Here is an 18923-nt window from a genome sequence, read left to right as displayed (position 1 = left end):
GGCACCAGGGGGTGGTTGGGGGTCAGGGACTGGTCGCCGAGGTCCCACACCCGGAACTCCCGCACCGCCGACGGGATGTGCCGGTGGTAGAGCAGCGAGGAGTCCGAGGAGAAGCCCTCCTCGCCCATCAGCTCCTCGTAGTAGAGGTTCCCGTCCGGGTCCCGGTGCTGGGTGTGACGCTTCGGCGGAACCGCGCCCGCCCGGTGGTAGTACGGCACGTCGCTCTCTCCCTTGCGCGCTCAGCGCACATTTTTGTGCGTTGGAAGCGGCGAGTCGACGTTAGGTCGGGGTCGAAGGCCCAGTCAAGGTCCCGCTCGGGACACCGGGCCCCGCTCGCCCGTTCTGACGTGCCCTAACGTGGCGCCCGAAGAAGCTCTGGCGGTTTTCCCGGAGGTGTTGATGGCCACCCTGCAAGGACTGGACCGTGGGCTTCGGGCTCTGGACCTGATCTCCCTGGCGTCCGAGGGCCTGACGGTGGCGGACCTGGCGGCGCGGCTGGAGATCGACCGGGCCATCGCGTACCGGATCGTGCGGACGCTGGAGGAGCACGGCCTGGTCTCCCGGCAGGGCAAGCGGGTGCGGCTCGGTGCCGGTGCCGCGACGCTGGCGGGGCGGTTCCAGCAACAGCTGGTCCTGGCGGCACAGCCCGTTCTGCAGAGACTCGCGGACGGCACCGGTGCCTCCGCCTTCCTGACGGTGGCGCACGGCGCGGGGGAGTGCGTTCCCGTGGCGGGTGCGCAGCCGGCCGTCCAGCAGGGTCCCGTCCAGGTGGGCTACCGCATCGGCGTCCGGCATCCACTGGAGCGTGGGGCGAACGGCATCGCCATTCTCGCGCTGCAGCCGCCCCGGCCGGACGAGCCGGAGGAGGTCGTGCACGCCAGGGAGGTGGGCTACAGCGTCACCTCGGGGCAGCTGCAGCAGGGCGCCACGGGGGTCGCGGTGGGCTTCGAGGTGCCCGGCGCGGTGGGCGCCTCCGTCGGCGTGGTGGCCATGCACGAGTTCGACGTCGAGTCGGTCGCCGCTCGGGTGAAGGAGGCGGCCTCGCGGCTGGCGCCGCCCGGCGGCGCCTGATCCCGCATCCCCTGCGTGACTGGGCAGATTGTACAGGCGAAGCCCCCGAGGAGAAGACAAGCTGAGCAGCTTGAGCAGCTCGGAAGGTGACTCTTGTGCAGGCCCGCAGACCGGGTGTGTTCTACCGCCACGCGCTGGAAACAGGCACACCGGAAGGGACGACGCATGAGCATCGAGCAGACCCTCACGAGCCAGGAACGGTTGGCGGAGCTCGACCTGCAGCAGCTCAAGCAGCTGGTCGGGCTCGTGGAGTACGACGCCGAGGGCGACCCCTTCCCGGTGACCGGGTGGGACGCGGTGGTCTGGTCGGTGGGCAACGCGACGCAGGCGGCGTCGTTCTTCCAGGTGGTCTTCGGGATGGAGCTGGTCGCCTACTCCGGCCCGGAGACCGGCAACCGCGACCACCACGCGTTCGTGCTCCGCTCCGGAGCGGTCCGGTTCGTGCTCAAGGGCGGTGTCGACCCGGACAGCCCGCTGCTGGACCACCACCGCCGTCACGGTGACGGCGTGATCGACATCGCCCTGGAGGTGCCGGACGTCGACAAGTGCGTCGAGCACGCCCGCGCGCAGGGCGCGACCGTGCTGGAGGAGCCGCACGACAGCACCGACGAGCACGGCACGGTCCGTACGGCGGCCATCGCCACGTACGGCGAGACCCGCCACACCCTGGTGGACCGCTCCCGCTACACCGGCCCCTACCTGCCCGGATACGTGGCCCGGACGTCGAGCTACGTGAAGCCCGACGGCGAACCCAAGCGCGTCTTCCAGGCACTCGACCACGTCGTGGGCAACGTGGAGCTCGGGCACATGGACGAGTGGGTCGACTTCTACAACCGTGTCATGGGCTTCACCAACATGGCCGAGTTCATCGGCGACGACATCGCCACCGAGTACTCGGCGCTGATGAGCAAGGTCGTCGCCAGCGGCAACCACCGGGTGAAGTTCCCGCTCAACGAGCCGGCGATCGCGAAGAAGCGCTCACAGATCGACGAGTACCTCGACTTCTACCGGGGCCCCGGCGCCCAGCACCTCGCCCTCGCCACCAACGACATCATCAGGACCGTCGACGTACTGCGGTCCAAGGGCGTCGAGTTCCTCGCCACGCCCGACAGCTACTACACCGACCCGGGACTGCGCGCCCGCATCGGCAAGGTCCGCGTGCCCATCGAGGAGTTGGCCTCGCGCGGCATCCTCGTCGACCGCGACGAGGACGGCTACCTGCTGCAGATCTTCACCAAGCCGATCGGCGACCGGCCCACCGTGTTCTTCGAGTTCATCGAACGCCACGGCTCCCTGGGCTTCGGCAAGGGCAACTTCCAGGCCCTGTTCGAGGCGATCGAGCGTGAGCAGGAGAGGCGCGGCAACTTCTAGCGATGCGGCACTTCCGGCGATGGAGAACCCCGGAGCTCCACCCAGGCCACCAGCGGTGCCGTGCACGGCCTTGAGCGACTACGAGCAGCCGTACGGACGCGGAGCGCCCATGGTCACACCTGCGGTCGGGTGAGCTTCATGGCCACGGCATCGAGGACCCAGTCCAGCCCGGTCGCGAAGGACGCCTCGGCGTCCACGTCCGTGCCGTCGTACACGGCCTTGGACAGCGCGGGGAAGCGGCCCGTGGCCAACATCCTCGTCACGTGCGGGCCGGAGGCACGCTGCCAGTCGAGCTCGGACAGACCCGTGGCGCGCTCGGCCCGCAGGTTCGCGACCTCCCGCCTGATCGCGCCGGTGAAGTAGGCGCTGACGGTCTCCACGGCGCGCATGACGGTGTCGATGTCGGCGAGGCCGTCGAGCGCGGCCAGCGTGGCCTCGGTCACGGCGAGGCCGTTCGGGCCCAGGGTCGGTCGACCGCCGAGCAGGTCGGCCAGCCATTCGTGACGAAGAACGGTCCGCCTGGTGCGGTGGGCGAGAACGCTCAGCGCCCCCCGCCAGTCCTCGGGCTGCTCCTCGGGGAGGATCTCGGCCTGGACCTCGTCCACCATGAGGTCGAACAGCTCCTCCTTGGTGGAGATGTATCCGTACAGGCGCATCGGCCCGGCGTCCAGCCGGGCGGCGACCTTGCGCACCGACACCGCCTCCAGCCCGCCCTCGTCCGCCAGGGCGACGGCGGCGGAGACGATCCGCTGCCGGTCGAGCGGCACAGGACGGCTCGGCGGTTCAGGTCGGTCCCAGACAGTCATGGCCACATCGTACTGTTGCGATGCGGCGTATCTTCGCAATACAGTGTATCGACATGAGCCATCGTATCGCCGTGGTCGGAAGCGGTCCTGCCGGACTGACCCTCGCCCGCGTGCTGCATCGTCATGACCACCCCGTCGCCCTCTTCGAACGCGATCCCGCCCCCGACGCCCGTCCGCCGGGCGGCACCCTCGACCTGCATGAAGGGACGGGACAACTCGCTCTGGAAAAAGCCGGGTTGCTGACCGGGTTCCGGGCACTGTCTCGTCCCGAGGGACAGGCCATGCGCATCCTGGACACGGCCGGGACCGTCCTGCGCGACTGGCGCCCCCGTCCGGACGACCGGGCCAACCCGGAGATCGACCGCGGGCAACTCCGGGACCTGCTGCTCGGCCCTCTCGACGTCCGGTGGGGGCGGGACGTGACGCGGGTGGAGCCGGGGACCGGGGACGGCGCAGTGGTGCGTTTCGAGGACGGACGGCAGGAGTCGTTCGACCTCGTGGTCGGCGCGGACGGCGCCTGGTCACGGGTCCGCCCGGCAGTCTCGCCGGTGACACCGCACTACACCGGCGTCACCTCGGTCGAGACCTCCCTGGACGACGTCGATACCCGCCACCCCGACCTGGCCCGGTTGATCGGCGACGGTTCCGTGGCTGTGTACGGCGTGAACCGCGCCCTCGTCGCCCAGCGCAACAGCGGCGGCCACGTCAAGGTGTACGCCCAGTTCCGCGCGCCGCTGGACCGGCACACGAACCGGGACCCGGCCGACATCGAGGCCGTCCGCTCCAGCCTGCTGGCCCTGTTCGACGGCTGGGCCGCCCCCGTCCTCGACCTCCTCCGCCACGGCACCGCCTTCGACCACCGCCCCTTTCACACCCTGCCCGTCTCCCACACCTGGACCCACGTCCCCGGGGTGACGCTCCTGGGCGACGCCGCCCATCTGATGCCCCCACTCGGGGCGGGCGCGAACCTCGCGATGCTGGACGGCGCCGAACTCGCCGAGTCCATCGTCGCCGCTTCCGGTCCCGGAGACCTGGACGAGGCCGTCCGCGCCTTCGAGGAACGGATGTGGGCGCGCGCCGCCAGGTGGGCGAAGATCACGACGGCCGGTCTGGAGCGCCTCGTCGGCCCGGACCCCGCCGAGGCCCTGGCCCTCTTCGACCGGGTCCAGCCCTCCTGACCACGGCCGCCACGAAGCAGTCGCCCGCGACCCATGGGAGGCGGGCCGAACACAGCCCTCAGTCCGCCACCGTCACAAGCCGGTCCGAGCCTCCCCGCGGGTCCGCCCACTGACGGAGCAGGCTGTTGACGGCCTGACGACCCGCGCGGTTGGAGCCCACGGTGGACTGGGACGGGCCGAAGCCCACCAGGTGCACGCGCGGTTCACCGGCCACCTGGGTGCCCTGCATGGTGATCCCACCGAGCTCGTTGCGCAGCCGCAGCGGATCCAGGTGCGACAGCGCGGCCTTGAAGCCCGTGGCCCACAGGATCGCGTCGACGCTCGTGAACGAACCGTCCGCCTCGCGCACGCCACCCGGTTCGATCGCGGTGAACATGGGACGACGTACGAGCGCCCCGCGCTCCTTCGCCGCCACGGCGTACGGGGTCCAGCCCAGGCCGGTGTACGAGACGACGCTCCCGGTGGGCCTGCCCGCCGCCACGTCGTCGGCGACCCTGGCGATGATCCGGCGGCCCTCGACCTCGGGGTCGAATCCGCCCTCCAGGAAGACGGGTTCGCGCCGCGTGTACCAGTACGTGGTGGTCACGCGGGAGATCTCCTCCAGTTGCTGGAGGGCCGAGATGCCGCCGCCGACGACGGCGACCCTGAGTCCCGCGAACCGGTCGGCCGAGACGTAGTCGCGGGTGTGGAGCTGGAGTCCGGTGAAGCTCTCCTGCCCCGGGTAGTGCGGACGGACCGGGTTGGTCCAGGTGCCGGTGGCGTTGATGACCGCCCGCGTGACCCAGGTCCCCGCGCTCGACTCCACGGCCAGGTCACCGTCGGGGCGGTCGTCCAGCGGCCGTACGGCGGTGACGGTGACCGGTCGCAGGATCGGCAGGTCGGTCGCCTGCTCGAAGGCGGCGAAGTAGCGGGGCACGGCCGTACTGCTGGGTTCACCGGGGTCCACGGGCGGCTGCGGGAAGTCGGGCAGGTCGAAAATGCCGTTCACGGTGTTCATCCGCAGCGACTCCCACCTGTGCCGCCACGCCCCGCCGGCCGCCGGCTCGGCGTCGAGCACCACGAAGGTCCGATCGCCGTCCGGGTCGGCCGGAGCGCTGGTGAAGCCGCGGCGCCTGAGGTGGTAGCCGGCCGAAAGACCGGACTGCCCACCGCCTATGACCACGACCGTCGCGCGCCCGCCGTCGGAACTGAGAACGCGGAACTGCATCGTGAACTCCTTGGGTCTGACGTCTGACAGGACCGCGTTACGGCAAACAAGATGATACGACATCTATTCCCGGGGGGAGTGAGGAGCGTGGGAGGTTGTCACTGCCCGCCAGGGTGAGGTGTTCACGGCGCGGACGCGTGCGAGAGACCAGACATTCGGTGAACTGTCAACTAGGTCTACACTTTCGTCATGGGAGAAACAGTGCGATGGCTGACGCCTGAGGAGCAGCGCGCATGGCGCGGCTTCGTCCGGTTGCACGAGCGGCTCGGCGGGTGTCTCGGGCGTCGGCTGCAGTCGGAGTCCAATGTGTCGGCCGCGGACTTCGGGGTGCTCGTGCATCTGACGGACTCGCCGGACGGTCGGCAGCGGTACCAGGACCTGGCGCGGGCGCTGGAGTGGGAGAAGAGCCGGATGTCCCACCACATCGCCCGGATGACCGGGCGGGGCATGGTGGTGCGGGAGGAGTGCGCCGAGGACGGGCGTGGGGCCTATGTGGTGATCACGGACGTCGGTCGAGCGGCCATCGAAGCGGCCGCCCCACGCCATGTCGAGGCGGTGCGTGAGCTGTTCCTGGACCATGTCACGCCGGCCGAGCTGCGCGTCCTGGCCGAGATCTCCGAGCGCGTCACCCGGAAGCTGGACGAAGACCAGGCCTGACCCCTGGGGCCTGGCGTGGATCGGGGTGTGCGCGACCTGGGGACCAGTCTGACCTGGGGATCTCCCCGCCTGTGGCGCTCTCGTATGGCCGGTCCGAGCGTCCGCGGTGGTCGCGGCGAGGGAGCGTTCCTTCCGGGCGGGCCACACCGGGGCGGCGGACCACGAGTGGGGTGGTTGATGCATCAACGTTGGCGGGCCTTGGGACTGTGTAGATGACTCGTCATTCAATGTCCACGGAGTCTGACGGGGTGCCTCCGGTGATCGCCTCCGCGAGACAGGTGCGGACGGTGCGCCCGGTGGGGGTGGAATAAGCAGGCGTGAGGCAGTGCTTCACCGGGCCCCGGGATTCGCCGGTGTGCACGCGACGTCCCTCGAGCCGTTCGAGTAATCGGCCGCCGCAGCCGGACCGTATGAGACGCGTCCGGGAGAAGGAGGAAGGAACCATGACGAACGACTTCCCCACGTACGCGGCCACCGACGGGGTGGCGCCCGACCGTTGGGCCAGTGCACTGCACTTGTTCGACAACGGCGTCGGAGTGCCGCACGAGGAGACCACGGCCGAGCGCTGGGAGCGGGCCCGACTGCGGTTCGGCGCGCGGGACTACGTCGGTGCGGCGAAGCTGCTCGTGGACGTCGTCGAGGAGGTCCCGGAGCAGACCGGCCCCCGGCTGCTGCTCGCCCGCGCCTACTACCACTCCGCGCAACTGCGGCGCGCGGAGGACCAGTTGCGGGTGATCGTCGAGCGCGATCCGGTGGAGCACTACGCCCATCTCATGCTCGGGCGCACCCTGCAGCGCCAGGGACGCCAGAGTGAGGCGGAGCCCTGGCTGCGGATGGCCGGCGCGTTCGTGGGCGAGTTCCCCGACAACGAGTGAGCGGCAAGGGGACCGACGACCGGGGGCGGGAACCGGAGGGTCGTGTGCGCCGCGTCATCGGCCCGGCGGGTGAGACCGGTCGGGCATGGATGGCGAGGTTCCGGGTAGGCGAACGCCCGCCGGGGAAGGGCCGCCACACCTGGGGAGGTCGAGGCGGCCCTTCCCCCCTCGCGGGAAACCGGCGGCGCGTTGGGTGGGCACCCGGCATGACACTCAGTAATGTCTTGTCCGCATAAAGAGCCATATCTCCTGCCCGTGCGGGGATCAGCGAACGATCGTGCGAGGCTGCGGGCGATCTCCGGTCCGCGGGCTCAGCCCCCCGGGAAGGCGCCACGTGAGTTCCCACAGGTGTGACCGATCGCCGCGACGTCGGATGCGTCGGAGGCTGACACAGGCTTCGGGTACCGGTCTGGTCCTGGTGACCACGTCCGGCTGCGAGGCCACATGGCGGGACTTCCCCCGCCTCGGGATGCCCACCCCGGTCACGGAGGAGGCGCCGCGGATCCTGTCCCTGTGGCAGGGCTCATGGGCGGCCGCGCTCACCGTGGGCGCGCTGGTGTGGGGACTCATCATCTGGGCCGCGATCTTCCACCGGCGTACCAGGACCAAGGTCGAGGTCCCTCCTCAGTCCCGGTACAACATGCCCATCGAGGTGCTGTACACCGTGGTGCCGTTGATCATCGTCTCGGTGCTCTTCTACTTCACGGCCCGTGACGAGGCCGAGCTCCTCGAGCTCTCCGAGAACCCCGCCCACACCGTCGGAGTGGTCGGCTTCCAGTGGAGCTGGGCCTTCAACTACGTCGAGGACGTGGACGGCGACGCAGAAACCGGCGACGCGCAGGCGGACCCCGACATGGGCATCGTCCCGGACAGATACCGCGACGCCTTCCCCTCGGGCGCCGAAGGCGTCTTCGACGCCGGTGTTCCCGGCGCCCGCAACCCGCAGAACGGCAACCCGGGGCCGACCCTGTGGCTGCCGAAGGGCGAGAAGGTCAGGTTCGTGCTGTCCTCACGTGACGTCATCCACTCCTTCTGGGTCCTGCCGTTCCTGATGAAGCAGGACGTCTTCCCCGGTCACAACGTCAATGTCTTCGAGGTGACGCCGACACGGGAGGGCACGTTCCGGGGCAAGTGCGCCGAGCTCTGCGGCGTCGACCACGCCCGGATGCTCTTCAACGTCAAGGTCGTCTCTGCCGAGCGCTACCGGCAGCACCTGCGGGGGCTGGCCGACCGGGGGCAGCGCGGCTTCGTCCCGGCGGGCATCGAGATCTCCGATCCGGCCAGGAACGACGAGCCCCGCAAACTCTGAGCGGCGCTTACCCGACCCGTGAGGGCCCTGGTACGGAGTAGGGACCTCAGCCTGGGTACTCGGTCTCGCCACGAAGCGAGGCCTCACGAAGCGGACCGGGTGGACCACCGCGCGGCCAGGGCTCCATCTACGGGAACGGAGCCGGGTGTCGGTCCGGCACTCCCCGCACGGCTCGTCCGTCGTAGGCGCCGGCAAGCAACCGAGGGAGGCGCCACCCATGAGTGAGCAGACACCGTCGCAGGCAGAAGGTGAACGCGGGCCCGAGATCCCGGCAGACGGTGAACCGGGCACATCCGGCCGCCGTGACGTACCCCGCACCACACCCTCTCAGGCCGAGGGTGACGACCTGGAACACGAGGGCACCGCCGACAACGGCGCGGACGGCGAGCACGGCGCGGACGGCGAGCACGGCGAGGAGGACAGCGAGGCGTCGAAGTCCGGGCGGGTCGGTCCGTGACGCCGCCAGGATCACGTCTGGTCCCGGCACATCGGGCCCCGGCACGTCGGGTCCCGCCGGTGGAAGCCGCCTTCCGCCTGCTCGCCCGTACACGCGGGGCACCGGCCTTCCACCCCGACGGGCTGACCTGCGCGGCCGAACTGGAGGTCGTGGACGACGGCCGGCGCCCCTGGGGTGCGACCTGGATGGACACACCCGCGCGCTACACCGCCAAGGGGCCCGCCCGTGCCGACCGCGCCCCGCGGGTCAGCGGGCTGTTCGGGCACGGCGGCTCCTGCCGCCCCTGTCCGTCTCGCCGGCCGCCGCGCTCGCGGCCAGAGCGAGCAGCAGTGCGACGACGCCGACGATGATGTTGTTGACGATGGTGCGGGTGGTGTCCACGTTCCCCGCCACCAGCCACGGTGCGACAACGGTCCACAGTCCGAGCAGAGCGGCCGTCCACGCCCTGGCGTGCGTGCGCTCGTAGGCGTGGCCGAAGCCACTCAGCAGGAAGGTGTAGGCGATGCCGGTGATCAGGTTGTTCACGGCCAGGGTGCCGAGATCGTTGAAACCCGCGATCCAGGGCGAGGCGGCCAGGTACAGGCCGGTGATGAGGGCCAGCGCCTCGACGGCCTGCCCCTGCTGGCTCGAGGCCGCCCGCTCGGCCCGGGCGTGACGTTCCCGCATCTCCATGATGTCCGGGTGCGACTCCAGCGTGTTCTGGGTCCGTTCACTCATGCCCGCTCCTTCTCCAGGGGGCCACGGTCCGCGTCCCCGGTGGGGCTCGGGTACCCATCGAAATGACGCAAACCATCTCGAACGAGGCAAACAGATTCAGGGAAAGAGGACACCCGTCGGTCTGTTCACGAGAACTGTGTTCTCCTCGCTGCCGGGGTCCCGGACCGTGCCGAGGCTCCTTCGGGCCACCGGGTCGAACGCCGCGCGTGGCGCCGTGTGTACCACTGGACGGCCAGCGTCACGGCGAGGGCGATCTCCGCCAGGTCGCCGCCGTAGTACATCAGCTGAGCGCCGGTGTGCAGATCGGCCGCCGTGAAATCCGTGCCGGGCGGCGGCGCCGCGTACAGCCCCTTGGCGAGTACGGCATGGGCCGCACCGGCTGCCAGCAACGCGGATCCGCGCAGGGCGAGGCCCCGACGGTGCCGCACGGGATCGAGCTGGCACACCGCGAAGGTGAAGAGCAGCCCGGCGGCCAGTACATGCGTCTGCGTCACGGCGTACAGCAGCGGCTGGCGGTGTGCCGCGGCGAAGAGGTCGGTGCGGTGCAGCAGCCACAGGCCCCCGATGTCCACCACGGCCGCCACCGGCGGGAGAAGCAGCACGGTGGCGGGCCGCGCGTGCGCCGCAGCGGGCAGGGCCCGCCGCAGACGGCCGGGCGGCAGAACCCGCAGACTCAGGGTCAGGGGGCGGGCGAGGACGAGAAGCAGGGGTGCCGCCATACCGGCGACCAGGTGCCGGGTCACGTGCACCGTGAACGGTCCGCCCGGCGGACCGGCGGTCATCGCCCAGGCCACCGCCAGGCAACCGGCCGTGAAGGAGGCGTCCCTCGGCCACGGCCACGCGTCGCCGCGGCGACGCAGCCGGTGCGCGGCCAGAAGGTACGCCGCGCCCGCCGCCAGCGCGCCCGCCGCGACGCACGGTCCGGCCAGGTCGCTCCAGAACGGCCCGGGGCCGGCCGGTACGGGGTGGACGTGCTCCGGTGTCATTTCGACGGCCCCGTCCGGGCGCGGCGCGTCGCGCGGACGGCCAGGGCGCAGCCGATGAGCAGCAGCGCGAGACCGCCGAGGTTCCACGCCCAGTCGTAGGGGGTGACGTCGGTCCCGTAGCGGATCTGGTGCAGCCGTAGCAGCTTGTGGTCGACGACGCCGTCGAAGAGCTGGAAGGCGCCCAGTCCCAGGAAGAGGCCCGCCCACGCGTGGGCGGCGGCCAGTGCGCGGCGGCGGCGCAGGTCGGCGTGGAGGAAGGCTCCGGCGACCAGGGCCAGCAGCTCGGCGGTGTGCAGCAGGCCGTCGGAGAGCAGGCCGACGTCGCTGGTGGAGCGGTCGTAGAAGTGGTGCCAGGCGAGGAGCTGGTGGAAGACGATCTCGTCGATGGCCGCCATCAGTGCCGCGCCGATCAGGGCACAGACGGCCAGGGATCTGCGCGGCTCCGGCCGCGGCCGGTCGGAGGGACGCTCCGGGTCGTTCATGCGGCAGTCCCGCCTTCCTGCTCGACATCCCGTCGGCCGGGTGGGCACCGGGTACCCGCAGCGCGGCGATGACGCGGACGCGTCGGAGGAATGTGGGCGGCGGACGGCGGGTCCGTGCGTACGTCTGGCGAGCTGCTGTGCGTGCTGTGCCTCATGGTGAGGCCGGGTGAACGGGGGCGTAGCCCCGTGCTGCTGTCCGCGAGGTCGGTGGGGGAGAGGGCTCTGCCGACGGTCGGTGTGCTGCCGCCGCGTAACCGTGCCGGTGTCACTCCTGGGCGCCAAGTAGCGGCCGACCGTCGGCTCAGCTCCCCCACCCAGATCATTGCACAGTGCAAAGATGGTCGCCAGTCTTCAGCCCGATCGAACCGCCTTTTCCCGCTGCCTTCTTGGGGATGAGGCGGTGAGGAAGTCCTGCGGTGGGCCCGGCTCGTGCGGGCAGATCGAGTGGTGGTGGGCCGGCGGGGGCAGCCGGGCGGCGGCCGCCCACGCTCATCGCGTCGCGCCGTGGAACGGCGGCTGCCCTGACACCGGTACGGTCGGCCGCGGGGCCCCTACTTGGGGGCCACGTCCTCCTCGACCTCCTGGAAGGTGGAGGCGTCGACGAGTCCCGTGTCCTCCAGGACCTCCATGTGGTCCAGGACGGTCTGGTTGGCCTGACGGGCGTGACGGCGGATGAGGTCGTTCTGGGTGGCGGCCCGGACCTCACCGATCGTGGCGAAGATCTTGCCGTGCGAGGCACGGAGGACGTTGGCGAAGAGCTTGTCGAACTCCTCGCCCTGCGCGTTCTCCAGATTGCGGACCCACTGCTGCTGTTCCTCGGTGGCCTCGTTGGGGAGCTCCACACCGAGGATCTCGGCGTCCTCGCGCACGAGCTGGTCCAGCTTGCTGTGCCCGTCGATCAGATGGTCCCCGGCCCGCTTGACGGTCTCGTTGGAGGCGTGGGTCTGGGCGAGCCGGCCGGCCGGGATCTCCCAGAGGCCTGCCTGACGTACCTTCACGAGGAACTCGCGGTCCACATCGGTCACGGTCAGGTCGGCACCACTTTGGTCCGCCGCCGTCTGTCCGGCGCCGCCGGTGGTGACATGGCCGCCGGCGTGCTGGGCCTTGCCCGCGACCGTCGGGTTGGCTGAAGCTTCGTCACTGCCCGCCCTGATCGCGATGACGGCCGCGGCTATCACGGCGCACACGGCGGCGATGATGGTGACGGTCCGCCGCGTCGCCCGCGTGGGTACCGCGTGTCGGTTCGCATACATGTGTTCTCCCGGTCGGGTAGAGAGTGAATCCTCCAGGGCAGTAGGAGCGGACACCTGTTGCGGCTGGCACGGCACGCAGCGAGAGATACGCACGAGGGCGCGGGGATGTTCAAGGGGTGGTCAAAAACGGTCCGCCGGGCCGGACTCCGTGTCTGAAGCGGTTCAAGGGTTGATTTTGCGCCCATTGTGACGTGTACCTGTCCAAATGGCGGATGGGGTGGCACTCTGCGTTGCGCGAGTTCGTCCTCGTCCCCCACCGCACAAGGAGTACGTGTGAGAGACATACGCCGCTCGTCCGGACCCTCCCGCTCCCCGCGCAAGTCCCGCCCCGCCTTCGCCGCCCTCCTCGGCGCGGCCGCGCTGCTCGGCACCGGCGTGTTCGCTTCGCCGGCCGGAGCGGCCACGGCCCAGGCCGACCCGGCCTCGTTCTGGACCGCCGAACGGATGCGTCAGGCAACGCCGTTGGACCTGCCGACCGTGGACCGAACCCAGGTCAAGGCCCCCTCGCTCGCCAAGGGCAAGGAGAAGACCGTCGCCCCGACCCTGCCGGGCACCCCCAACGAGGTCGGAGTGCTGGCCTTCCCCAACAGCGGTGGAGCCTGGACCGGCGGCGGAGCCGTGCTGTCCACGGCAGGACGGGTGTTCTTCACCTACCAGGGGCGTACGGCCTCGTGCTCGGGCAACGCCGTCACCAGCGCCAACAAGAGCACCGTCATCACCGCCGGGCACTGCGTGAAACTGGAGGGCTCCTGGCACACCAACTGGGTCTTCGTGCCCGGTTACCACGACGGACAGGCCCCGTACGGCAGGTGGAGCGCCACGAAGACACTGTCCACCCCGCAGTGGACCGCGAGCGAGGACATCAACTACGACATCGGCGCGGCCGTCGTCGCCCCGCTGGACGGGAAGCTGCTGACGGACGTCGTCGGCGGACAGGGGCTGGCCTTCAACACCGGCTACAACAAGGCCATGTACGCCTTCGGCTTCCCCGCGGCCTCCCCGTACGACGGGGAGAAGTTCATCTACTGCAGCGGAACCACCAACCGTGACTTCCTGCTCTCCAACGACCACGGCATGAACTGCAACATGACCGGCGGCTCCAGCGGAGGCCCCTGGTTCACCCAGTTCAACGAGTCCACTGGCACCGGGCTGCTGTCGTCGGTGAACAGCTTCAAGTACAACTTCCTGCCCAACCGGATGTACGGGCCGTACTTCGGCACCGACGCACAGAACCTGTACCAGACCGCGCAGTCGTCCTGACTGTCGGTCGGTCGGTCAGTCAGTCGGTCAGTCGGTGGTCAGTCGGGAAGGCGGCTTCGCGAGAAGACGTGAAGACGGCTTCGAGAGGGACAGGCGACGGGCTTGCGCGGTCCTTGTGACCGCGCAAGCCCCTCTCATGCACCGGTGACTCCGTCGATCCGCTCCCGGAGGAGATCGGCGTGACCGTTGTGGCGCGCGTATTCCTCGATCATGTGCACCAGGATCCAGCGCAACGAGACCCCTTCCTCGCCGACGTACCCCGCTTCGTGTTCGGACAGGCGGCCGGAGTCGTCCAGCGACGCGTCGGCGATCAGCTCACGGCCCTGGGCGACCTCCGCGCGCCAGGCGGCGACCACCTCATCCGCTGTCCGGCCCGGATCAAGGCCGAAGCCGTCGCCGGGGCCGGGTCCGAAGACCGGGGGCAGGTCCTGGCCCCCGAATATGCGGCGGAACCAGTTGCGTTCCACCTCGGCCAGGTGCTGAACGAGCCCCAGCAGCGTCATGGACGACGGCGCCGCCGCGGTCAGCCGTAACTGATCGTCCTTGAGGCCGGAGCACTTCAGGGTGAGAGTCTCACGGTGGAAGTCCAGCCACGATTCCAGCATGAGACGCTCGTCGGCATACGCGGGCGGGACAGGTCGGCCATCCGGTGTCGTGTTCATGGACGCACCCTCGCAGGACCGCGGTGACGTCACGACCGTCTTCGCTGATGACGAACAGAGGCAACCGACGTGCCCTCGACCTCTGTGACGCGGCCGCTCCGCCCGGCAGCGACGTGAGTCGGCTCGCGCCGCTCGCCCGTCAGTTGTCCTTGCCCATCGCCTTGCGCACCGCGTCCTTGGTGCGGTCCATCAGGGCGGCGACCGGTCCGAGCGCCATGTTCGCCGCTCCCGATTCGACACCGGGGTGCGGCCGGGTCGGCGCGACGGCCTCCGCGGCACTGACGGCCTTGGCCATGGAGACCAGCTTGGCGGCATCGGCGTTGCGGCGGATATGGGTGAACTCGTAGCGCTCCTCGGCCCGCGCGTGCTCCTGCACGTCCCTGCGGAGCTTCAGCAACATGGGCATGAACTTCGGGTCGTCGGTGTCGACGTCGTCCAGCGCGGCCAGGGTCTCCTTGGCGGCCCTATCCTCGGCGAGCCTCTCCTCGACGACCTTCTCCCCGCCGGGCAGGGACCGCCGGGCGAAGGGGTGGACGACCTCCTCCTCGGCGGTCTCGTGCACGGCCAGCAGCCGCACCAGCCGACGGAAGGCGTCGCGGCGCTCCTCGCCGCTGCTCGCCTCGACCTCGTCGAAGAGGTTGCGGATGTCGCCGTGCTGCCGCATCAGCAGCGCCACGACGTCGTTGTCCTCGGCCCGGTCGTCACCGGCCTGCGGGGTGTGCAGCTCGGACATCGCGGCCCCCTCACTTCTCGCGCATGGCGGGGTCGGGGTGCTCACCCTCGGACTCGACCCGGTACTCGCGGCCGAACATGTCGTCGTGTTCCACCATGACCCGTTCGCTGGGCGGTGCCTCACCGCCGTGGATCCGCTCCTGCATCGCCTCGAACCGCTCGTGCGCCTCGCGCACATAGCCGGCGCCTAGCGTGGTCAGGTCCATCTGCGTGTCCAGCAGCTCCCGCAGGTACTGCTTGTTCGGCTCGAAGGTGAGCACGTTCGGCAGTTCCGGCGCGAGCACGGACGCCGGGTCGCGCCCGTCGTGGCGGCGCATCAGGTCGCAGGCGACATGCAGGTGCTCCAGCTCCATGTTCAGATGCAGCTCCCAGATCGCCTTGACCCGGGGATCGCTCTCCTGCTCCATGAAGGAGTGGTAGAGGTAGCACTCGTTGTACTCGTGGTTGACGAGCTGTTCCCACCACGTCTCGCCCGGGTCGGCCAGGGACTCGTAGTGGGTGACGTGCTCCTCCTCGATGAGCCCGACTCTCGGGTTGTACCCGTCGGTAGGGCACGAGATCGTTCGAACCCCGACTTCCGGGCGTGCGCTTCGACCGGCGCGCGGTTCCCCCAGATGGCGAACACGCCCGTCCACTCTGCCGGAGACTGGGCCGACCTGAGGACGAGAAAGGACAGGGCCATGGGCACCTACGTGTCGATCAGAGGGTGGCTGGAGTGCGACGAGACACAACTGGCAGCCGTCCAGGAGATCATCGCCAGACACGACGACAACCACTACACCGCCGGATGGGGTTCACCGCGCCGGCACCTGAACTGGACCCACTACGTCTTCTACGGTGCCGACATCCGTGACTCGGCTCAGGAATGGTTCACCGACCAGCTCCGAGCCATCGCTCGGATACCCGCCTCCGACACCGACGGAGACCTCGTCTGCGGCCTGTTCCTGGCCCACCACGAAGTCGAGGGGGCGACCGAATGGCAGGTCCGCGACGGCCGGCTCTTCATCACACCGGCCGACGCCAGACACCGGTACCTCGACGAGTGAACCCGCGCCTCTTCCCGGGAGCAGGCGGCCACATCGGCGGGAGGTGGGCGCTTCGAGCACGGTGTGTGGTTTCAGCGAAGGCGGCGTACGCGTAGGACGAGGTCGTCGGTGTGGTGCGCCCCGGCGCCGCCGTCGGGTGCCACGCGGGGCCGTTGTTCGTCGATCTGCACCTCCCAGTCGTCGTCGAGGAGTTCCCTGACCATCGAGGGCCAGACGTAGTCGGCCGGATCGAAGCCGCTTTCGTGCGCCTGCTGGGTCTCCATGCCGGCGTGGTGGACGAGCAGCAGCACCCCACCGGGTGCGACGGCGGCGAGCAGGGCTCGCTCGGCCGCGGCGTCGGGGGTGCGCAACAGGGCCGGGTACTGCGCGGAGACCAGGTCGAAGGAGGCCGGTGGGAGCGAGGCCCGGGTGAGTTCGGCGTGGACCCAGTGGACGGTGAGACCGGCGTCGCGTGCGTGTTCCGCCGCCCGTTCCAGCGCCACGCCCGAGACTTCGAGCGCGGTGACGTCCCAGCCGCCGCGTGCGAGCCAGAGGGCGTCCGCGCCCTCGCCGCAGCCGACGTCGAGGACGCGTCCGGGAGCGAGCGAGGCGGTCTCGGCCACGAGGGCACCGTTGGGCCGGCCGCTCCACAGCTGTTGCCGCTCGGCGTAGCGGCCGTCCCACTCCGCCCGTACCGCCGGGTCGCCGACGTATCCGCCGACGGGCGAAAGGGACTCGAACGCGGTTGGTCCTGCTGCGGTGTTGTCGGTCATGGGCCCACGGTCGCCCATCGCCTCGCGGACCGGCCACTGTTGTTGCCGGTCCGGCAAAAGGAGATGCGGCGCGGCGCACACCTGCCGCGCCTGCGCACGACCGTCAGAACCAGTCCGTGCAGGCGATCGTGCCGCCCTTGCCGTTGGTCCCGCAGGCGCGCATCACCAGCCCGTTGTCGTTCCACTGGGTGGTGTAGGCGTCGCCGCCGGACGTGATCTTCGTGTAGCCGAGCATCGGGTCCCAGGTGTCTCCGCCGTCGCCGCTGCGGTCGACCCAGATCTCGTCGCCGACCGTGCCGCCGATGATGCGCCCCCAGGCGCATGCGGTCGTGCTGTTGTAGCGCAGCTCGACGGTACGGCCCCACACGGTCGTCGACTTGGCCGTCCACGCGCCTGTCCCATTCGGTTCCGTGCCGTCACCGCACGAGGTGTTGGAGTCGGCACCTGCCAGGGTGCCGCCGATGCGGGAGAACTCCCCGCAGGACGGTACTCCGGACATGATCGCCGGTCCTTGCAGGAACAGGTTGCTGACCCAACTGCGGTAGTCCGGCAGGTACGTCCAGACGTTGTTGACCATGCCGTTGTACGTGGCACGCTCCCCGACCCGCTGGCACAGGCCCCGGACGGCGACCGAGATGCCGTTGCGGATCTGCCAGTTGATCGCGCCGCCGGTGTGGGAGTCCGCGCGCAGGTTCGGCTGCCCCCAGGTCTTCAGCTCCTTGCCGAGCCCGTCGTACTCCCAGACCGGGAACACCCCGTCGGCGTGCGGCCGCAACGCGCCCTGGTAGCGGTCCCACTTGTCGCTTCCGACCCGGACCGAGTACCCGGATTCGGGCGCCTCGACGTACTTGCCGTTGCCGAGGTAGAGCGCCACGTGGGTGAGGCCGCTGCCGAAGTAGAGGATGTCACCGGGCAGCAGCGGGGCCTCGCCCTGTTCCTTCGTGAACCGGGTGTGCGCGTAGCCCGGGTTCTGCCAGGTCGACTGGGTCGTCCGCTCGCTGATGAGGTCCTGGCGGGTCGCCTTGTACCAGGCCCAGCGGACCAGACCGATGCAGTCGAAGCTCCAGTACTTGGTGTCGTGCTGGGCCATCGGGTCGAGGGAGGGTATGCCCTGGCTGGGTCCGGGGAGGCCTTCCGCGTGGCCGCCGCCCCAGGCGTAGATCTTGCCGATGTAGCGGCAGGCGGTCTCCACCGCGTCCACGGCGGCGATGCTCGCGCCCGCCTTCAGCGGGGCGCAGGTGTCGGCGGCGGCGGTCTGCGCGACGGTGCCGACGGCGGAGGTCTCCGCGACGGTGCCGACCGCGGAGGTCTTCGCGGTGGCGGCCGTCTTCGTGGTCGAGACGGTGGCCGGAGTCGCGGCCGTGGCGGTGGTGGTCGGCAGGCCCAGACAGGCCAGCGAGACGGCGGCTGCCAGCAGCAGGCGGAGGGGGCGGAGGAGCCGGCGCTGTCTTCGCCCGCCGTCGTCTCGCGTACTTTCTCGCGTACTTTTTCGCATGTCGTTACCCGATCTCTCCCGCCTGGGTCGTCGGCGTTCCCACCGCTCCGCCTCGGCGGCGTGGACGTCACTTCTGATGTGCTGTGCGGCGGGCCCCCGCCACCCGCGTCCCGAACCCTCGGGCAGCACAGGGCCATACGTCCACGGCGGTGCGGTTGCCCGTTGGGACGGGCAACGGGAAACCCGTGGGAAACCCCCTGTGACCGGCTGGTTCAGCATGCGGGGACGTTGTTGCGCCGGGAAGGCGGCGAACCGCTGCCCGGATGCGGGTATCGGCGATTTTCAGCCGTGGTCTGTTGCTGTGGCTGGTTTGGGTGCATGGTGTGGGTGCGGGTACCGAGCCACCCCCGGGCGAGGTTCCCGCTGCCGGGTCCTGCCGTCGCCGACGGCGGGACCCGCCGCGCCTCCCGGCTCCCCACGAGGCCTGCGGCTGGACGAGGAAGTCGAACACAGGATCCTGCTTGCCCAGTTCGGCAGTGACGGCGATGCGAAGACGACCTGGGGCGACGAGGGCACCCTGTACTGGCTCATCCGCTCCGAGGACCTCGCCGCCCACCGATCGACCAGGCCCGCCTCGCCATGCAGGGCTAAGCCGCCCGTCCCACCC

General features: G+C 70.2%; 20 protein-coding genes and 2 pseudogenes. 10 read left to right on the top strand and 12 right to left on the bottom strand.

What is annotated here, in order from left to right:
* Window positions 1–218, bottom strand: a pseudogene (locus P1P70_RS22490) (homogentisate 1,2-dioxygenase); the annotation flags it as partial.
* Window positions 219–399: 181 nt separating this feature from the next.
* On the opposite strand from P1P70_RS22490, the gene P1P70_RS22485 reads away from it, so the two are divergent.
* Window positions 400–1071, top strand: coding sequence for an IclR family transcriptional regulator (locus P1P70_RS22485; RefSeq protein ID WP_319240529.1), 672 nt, complete (start codon window positions 400–402; stop codon window positions 1069–1071).
* Between the two features lie 165 nt (window positions 1072–1236).
* The gene (gene hppD / locus P1P70_RS22480) at window positions 1237–2442 is read left to right on the top strand and encodes a 4-hydroxyphenylpyruvate dioxygenase (protein ID WP_319240528.1); all 1206 of its coding nucleotides are present in this window, start codon (window positions 1237–1239) and stop codon (window positions 2440–2442) included.
* Window positions 2443–2555: 113 nt separating this feature from the next.
* On the opposite strand, the gene P1P70_RS22475 is transcribed toward hppD, so the two are convergent.
* Window positions 2556–3248, bottom strand: a complete 693-nt coding sequence (locus P1P70_RS22475; protein WP_319240526.1) for a TetR/AcrR family transcriptional regulator — start codon at window positions 3246–3248, stop codon at window positions 2556–2558.
* A 53-nt stretch (window positions 3249–3301) separates the two neighbouring features.
* On the opposite strand from P1P70_RS22475, the gene P1P70_RS22470 reads away from it, so the two are divergent.
* Window positions 3302–4426, top strand: a complete 1125-nt coding sequence (locus P1P70_RS22470) for an NAD(P)/FAD-dependent oxidoreductase (RefSeq protein WP_319240524.1) — start codon at window positions 3302–3304, stop codon at window positions 4424–4426.
* Window positions 4427–4484: 58 nt separating this feature from the next.
* On the opposite strand, the gene P1P70_RS22465 is transcribed toward P1P70_RS22470, so the two are convergent.
* Complete coding sequence (locus P1P70_RS22465) at window positions 4485–5633, bottom strand: NAD(P)-binding domain-containing protein (RefSeq protein WP_319240522.1); 1149 nt, start codon at window positions 5631–5633, stop codon at window positions 4485–4487.
* A gap of 189 nt (window positions 5634–5822) precedes the next feature.
* Between P1P70_RS22465 and P1P70_RS22460 the strand changes: the two genes are divergently transcribed.
* From P1P70_RS22460 to P1P70_RS22445, 4 genes are all read left to right on the top strand, one after another.
* Window positions 5823–6290: a MarR family winged helix-turn-helix transcriptional regulator gene (locus tag P1P70_RS22460; RefSeq protein ID WP_319240520.1), complete on the top strand. Its 468-nt coding sequence runs from the start codon at window positions 5823–5825 to the stop codon at window positions 6288–6290.
* Between the two features lie 443 nt (window positions 6291–6733).
* Window positions 6734–7165, top strand: coding sequence for a tetratricopeptide repeat protein (locus tag P1P70_RS22455; protein ID WP_319240518.1), 432 nt, complete (start codon window positions 6734–6736; stop codon window positions 7163–7165).
* 373 nt (window positions 7166–7538) lie between these two features.
* Window positions 7539–8474, top strand: coding sequence for a cytochrome c oxidase subunit II (locus P1P70_RS22450; protein ID WP_413471522.1), 936 nt, complete (start codon window positions 7539–7541; stop codon window positions 8472–8474).
* A 217-nt stretch (window positions 8475–8691) separates the two neighbouring features.
* On the top strand, window positions 8692–8931 hold the full coding sequence (locus P1P70_RS22445) for a hypothetical protein (protein ID WP_319240514.1): 240 nt from the start codon (window positions 8692–8694) through the stop codon (window positions 8929–8931).
* Window positions 8932–9177: 246 nt separating this feature from the next.
* On the opposite strand, the gene P1P70_RS22440 is transcribed toward P1P70_RS22445, so the two are convergent.
* The 4 genes from P1P70_RS22440 to P1P70_RS22425 all read right to left on the bottom strand — a co-directional run bounded on the left by P1P70_RS22440 (window position 9178) and on the right by P1P70_RS22425 (window position 12369).
* Window positions 9178–9648 carry an SPW repeat protein gene (locus P1P70_RS22440; protein ID WP_319240512.1) on the bottom strand — a complete coding sequence of 157 codons (471 nt, stop codon included), beginning with the start codon at window positions 9646–9648 and terminating at the stop codon, window positions 9178–9180.
* Between the two features lie 125 nt (window positions 9649–9773).
* Entirely contained in the window at window positions 9774–10634 is an 861-nt protein-coding gene (locus P1P70_RS22435) for a cytochrome c oxidase assembly protein (RefSeq protein WP_319240511.1), read from the bottom strand.
* A complete protein-coding gene (locus P1P70_RS22430) occupies window positions 10631–11116 on the bottom strand; it encodes a DUF2243 domain-containing protein (protein ID WP_319240509.1) in 486 nt (161 codons plus the stop codon). Before P1P70_RS22430 ends, P1P70_RS22435 begins: the two co-directional genes overlap by 4 nt.
* Window positions 11117–11667: 551 nt before the next feature.
* Entirely contained in the window at window positions 11668–12369 is a 702-nt protein-coding gene (locus P1P70_RS22425; protein WP_319240507.1) for a DUF4142 domain-containing protein, read from the bottom strand.
* 273 nt (window positions 12370–12642) lie between these two features.
* Between P1P70_RS22425 and P1P70_RS22420 the strand changes: the two genes are divergently transcribed.
* Window positions 12643–13629: a trypsin-like serine peptidase gene (locus P1P70_RS22420; protein ID WP_413471521.1), complete on the top strand. Its 987-nt coding sequence runs from the start codon at window positions 12643–12645 to the stop codon at window positions 13627–13629.
* Between the two features lie 134 nt (window positions 13630–13763).
* Here P1P70_RS22420 and P1P70_RS22415 read toward each other — a convergent pair whose 3' ends face one another.
* From P1P70_RS22415 to P1P70_RS22405, 3 genes and pseudogenes are all read right to left on the bottom strand, one after another.
* Window positions 13764–14291 (bottom strand): DinB family protein, encoded by a 528-nt coding sequence (locus P1P70_RS22415; protein WP_319240504.1) that lies wholly within the window; start codon window positions 14289–14291, stop codon window positions 13764–13766.
* Between the two features lie 139 nt (window positions 14292–14430).
* Complete coding sequence (locus P1P70_RS22410; RefSeq protein ID WP_319240502.1) at window positions 14431–15024, bottom strand: hemerythrin domain-containing protein; 594 nt, start codon at window positions 15022–15024, stop codon at window positions 14431–14433.
* A gap of 10 nt (window positions 15025–15034) precedes the next feature.
* Window positions 15035–15550: pseudogene (locus tag P1P70_RS22405) on the bottom strand (hypothetical protein); the annotation flags it as partial.
* A gap of 153 nt (window positions 15551–15703) precedes the next feature.
* Between P1P70_RS22405 and P1P70_RS22400 the strand changes: the two are divergent.
* Window positions 15704–16069 carry a hypothetical protein gene (locus P1P70_RS22400; RefSeq protein WP_319240500.1) on the top strand — a complete coding sequence of 122 codons (366 nt, stop codon included), beginning with the start codon at window positions 15704–15706 and terminating at the stop codon, window positions 16067–16069.
* 71 nt (window positions 16070–16140) lie between these two features.
* On the opposite strand, the gene P1P70_RS22395 is transcribed toward P1P70_RS22400, so the two are convergent.
* On the bottom strand, window positions 16141–16821 hold the full coding sequence (locus tag P1P70_RS22395) for a class I SAM-dependent methyltransferase (RefSeq protein ID WP_319240499.1): 681 nt from the start codon (window positions 16819–16821) through the stop codon (window positions 16141–16143).
* A 103-nt stretch (window positions 16822–16924) separates the two neighbouring features.
* The gene (locus P1P70_RS22390; protein ID WP_319240497.1) at window positions 16925–18316 is read right to left on the bottom strand and encodes an NlpC/P60 family protein; all 1392 of its coding nucleotides are present in this window, start codon (window positions 18314–18316) and stop codon (window positions 16925–16927) included.
* Here P1P70_RS22390 and P1P70_RS22385 point away from each other — a divergent pair.
* On the top strand, window positions 18315–18923 hold a 609-nt coding region (locus P1P70_RS22385), incomplete at its 3' end, for a DUF1963 domain-containing protein (RefSeq protein WP_319240495.1). The two genes, P1P70_RS22390 and P1P70_RS22385, sit on opposite strands and share 2 nt — an antisense overlap.

Origin of the sequence: Streptomyces sp. MB09-02B, from assembly GCF_033794485.1 — a bacterium.
In the GTDB taxonomy this organism is placed as follows: Bacteria; Actinomycetota; Actinomycetes; order Streptomycetales; family Streptomycetaceae; genus Streptomyces.
The sequence above is the reverse complement of the archived record's forward strand: the minus strand, read 5'-3'. Positions and strand labels throughout refer to the sequence as shown.

Bases quoted from the DNA above. Each gene is read 5' to 3' on its own strand.
- P1P70_RS22485 (WP_319240529.1), top strand. From the start codon at position 400: ATGGCCACCCTGCAAGGACTGGACCGTGGGCTTCGGGCTCTGGACCTG.
- hppD (WP_319240528.1), top strand. From the start codon at position 1,237: ATGAGCATCGAGCAGACCCTCACGAGCCAGGAACGGTTGGCGGAGCTC.
- P1P70_RS22475 (WP_319240526.1), bottom strand. From the start codon at position 3,248: ATGACTGTCTGGGACCGACCTGAACCGCCGAGCCGTCCTGTGCCGCTC.
- P1P70_RS22470 (WP_319240524.1), top strand. From the start codon at position 3,302: ATGAGCCATCGTATCGCCGTGGTCGGAAGCGGTCCTGCCGGACTGACC.
- P1P70_RS22465 (WP_319240522.1), bottom strand. From the start codon at position 5,633: ATGCAGTTCCGCGTTCTCAGTTCCGACGGCGGGCGCGCGACGGTCGTG.
- P1P70_RS22460 (WP_319240520.1), top strand. From the start codon at position 5,823: ATGGGAGAAACAGTGCGATGGCTGACGCCTGAGGAGCAGCGCGCATGG.
- P1P70_RS22455 (WP_319240518.1), top strand. From the start codon at position 6,734: ATGACGAACGACTTCCCCACGTACGCGGCCACCGACGGGGTGGCGCCC.
- P1P70_RS22450 (WP_413471522.1), top strand. From the start codon at position 7,539: ATGCGTCGGAGGCTGACACAGGCTTCGGGTACCGGTCTGGTCCTGGTG.
- P1P70_RS22445 (WP_319240514.1), top strand. From the start codon at position 8,692: ATGAGTGAGCAGACACCGTCGCAGGCAGAAGGTGAACGCGGGCCCGAG.
- P1P70_RS22440 (WP_319240512.1), bottom strand. From the start codon at position 9,648: ATGAGTGAACGGACCCAGAACACGCTGGAGTCGCACCCGGACATCATG.
- P1P70_RS22435 (WP_319240511.1), bottom strand. From the start codon at position 10,634: ATGACACCGGAGCACGTCCACCCCGTACCGGCCGGCCCCGGGCCGTTC.
- P1P70_RS22430 (WP_319240509.1), bottom strand. From the start codon at position 11,116: ATGAACGACCCGGAGCGTCCCTCCGACCGGCCGCGGCCGGAGCCGCGC.
- P1P70_RS22425 (WP_319240507.1), bottom strand. From the start codon at position 12,369: ATGTATGCGAACCGACACGCGGTACCCACGCGGGCGACGCGGCGGACC.
- P1P70_RS22415 (WP_319240504.1), bottom strand. From the start codon at position 14,291: ATGAACACGACACCGGATGGCCGACCTGTCCCGCCCGCGTATGCCGAC.
- P1P70_RS22410 (WP_319240502.1), bottom strand. From the start codon at position 15,024: ATGTCCGAGCTGCACACCCCGCAGGCCGGTGACGACCGGGCCGAGGAC.
- P1P70_RS22400 (WP_319240500.1), top strand. From the start codon at position 15,704: ATGGGCACCTACGTGTCGATCAGAGGGTGGCTGGAGTGCGACGAGACA.
- P1P70_RS22395 (WP_319240499.1), bottom strand. From the start codon at position 16,821: ATGACCGACAACACCGCAGCAGGACCAACCGCGTTCGAGTCCCTTTCG.
- P1P70_RS22390 (WP_319240497.1), bottom strand. From the start codon at position 18,316: ATGCGAAAAAGTACGCGAGAAAGTACGCGAGACGACGGCGGGCGAAGA.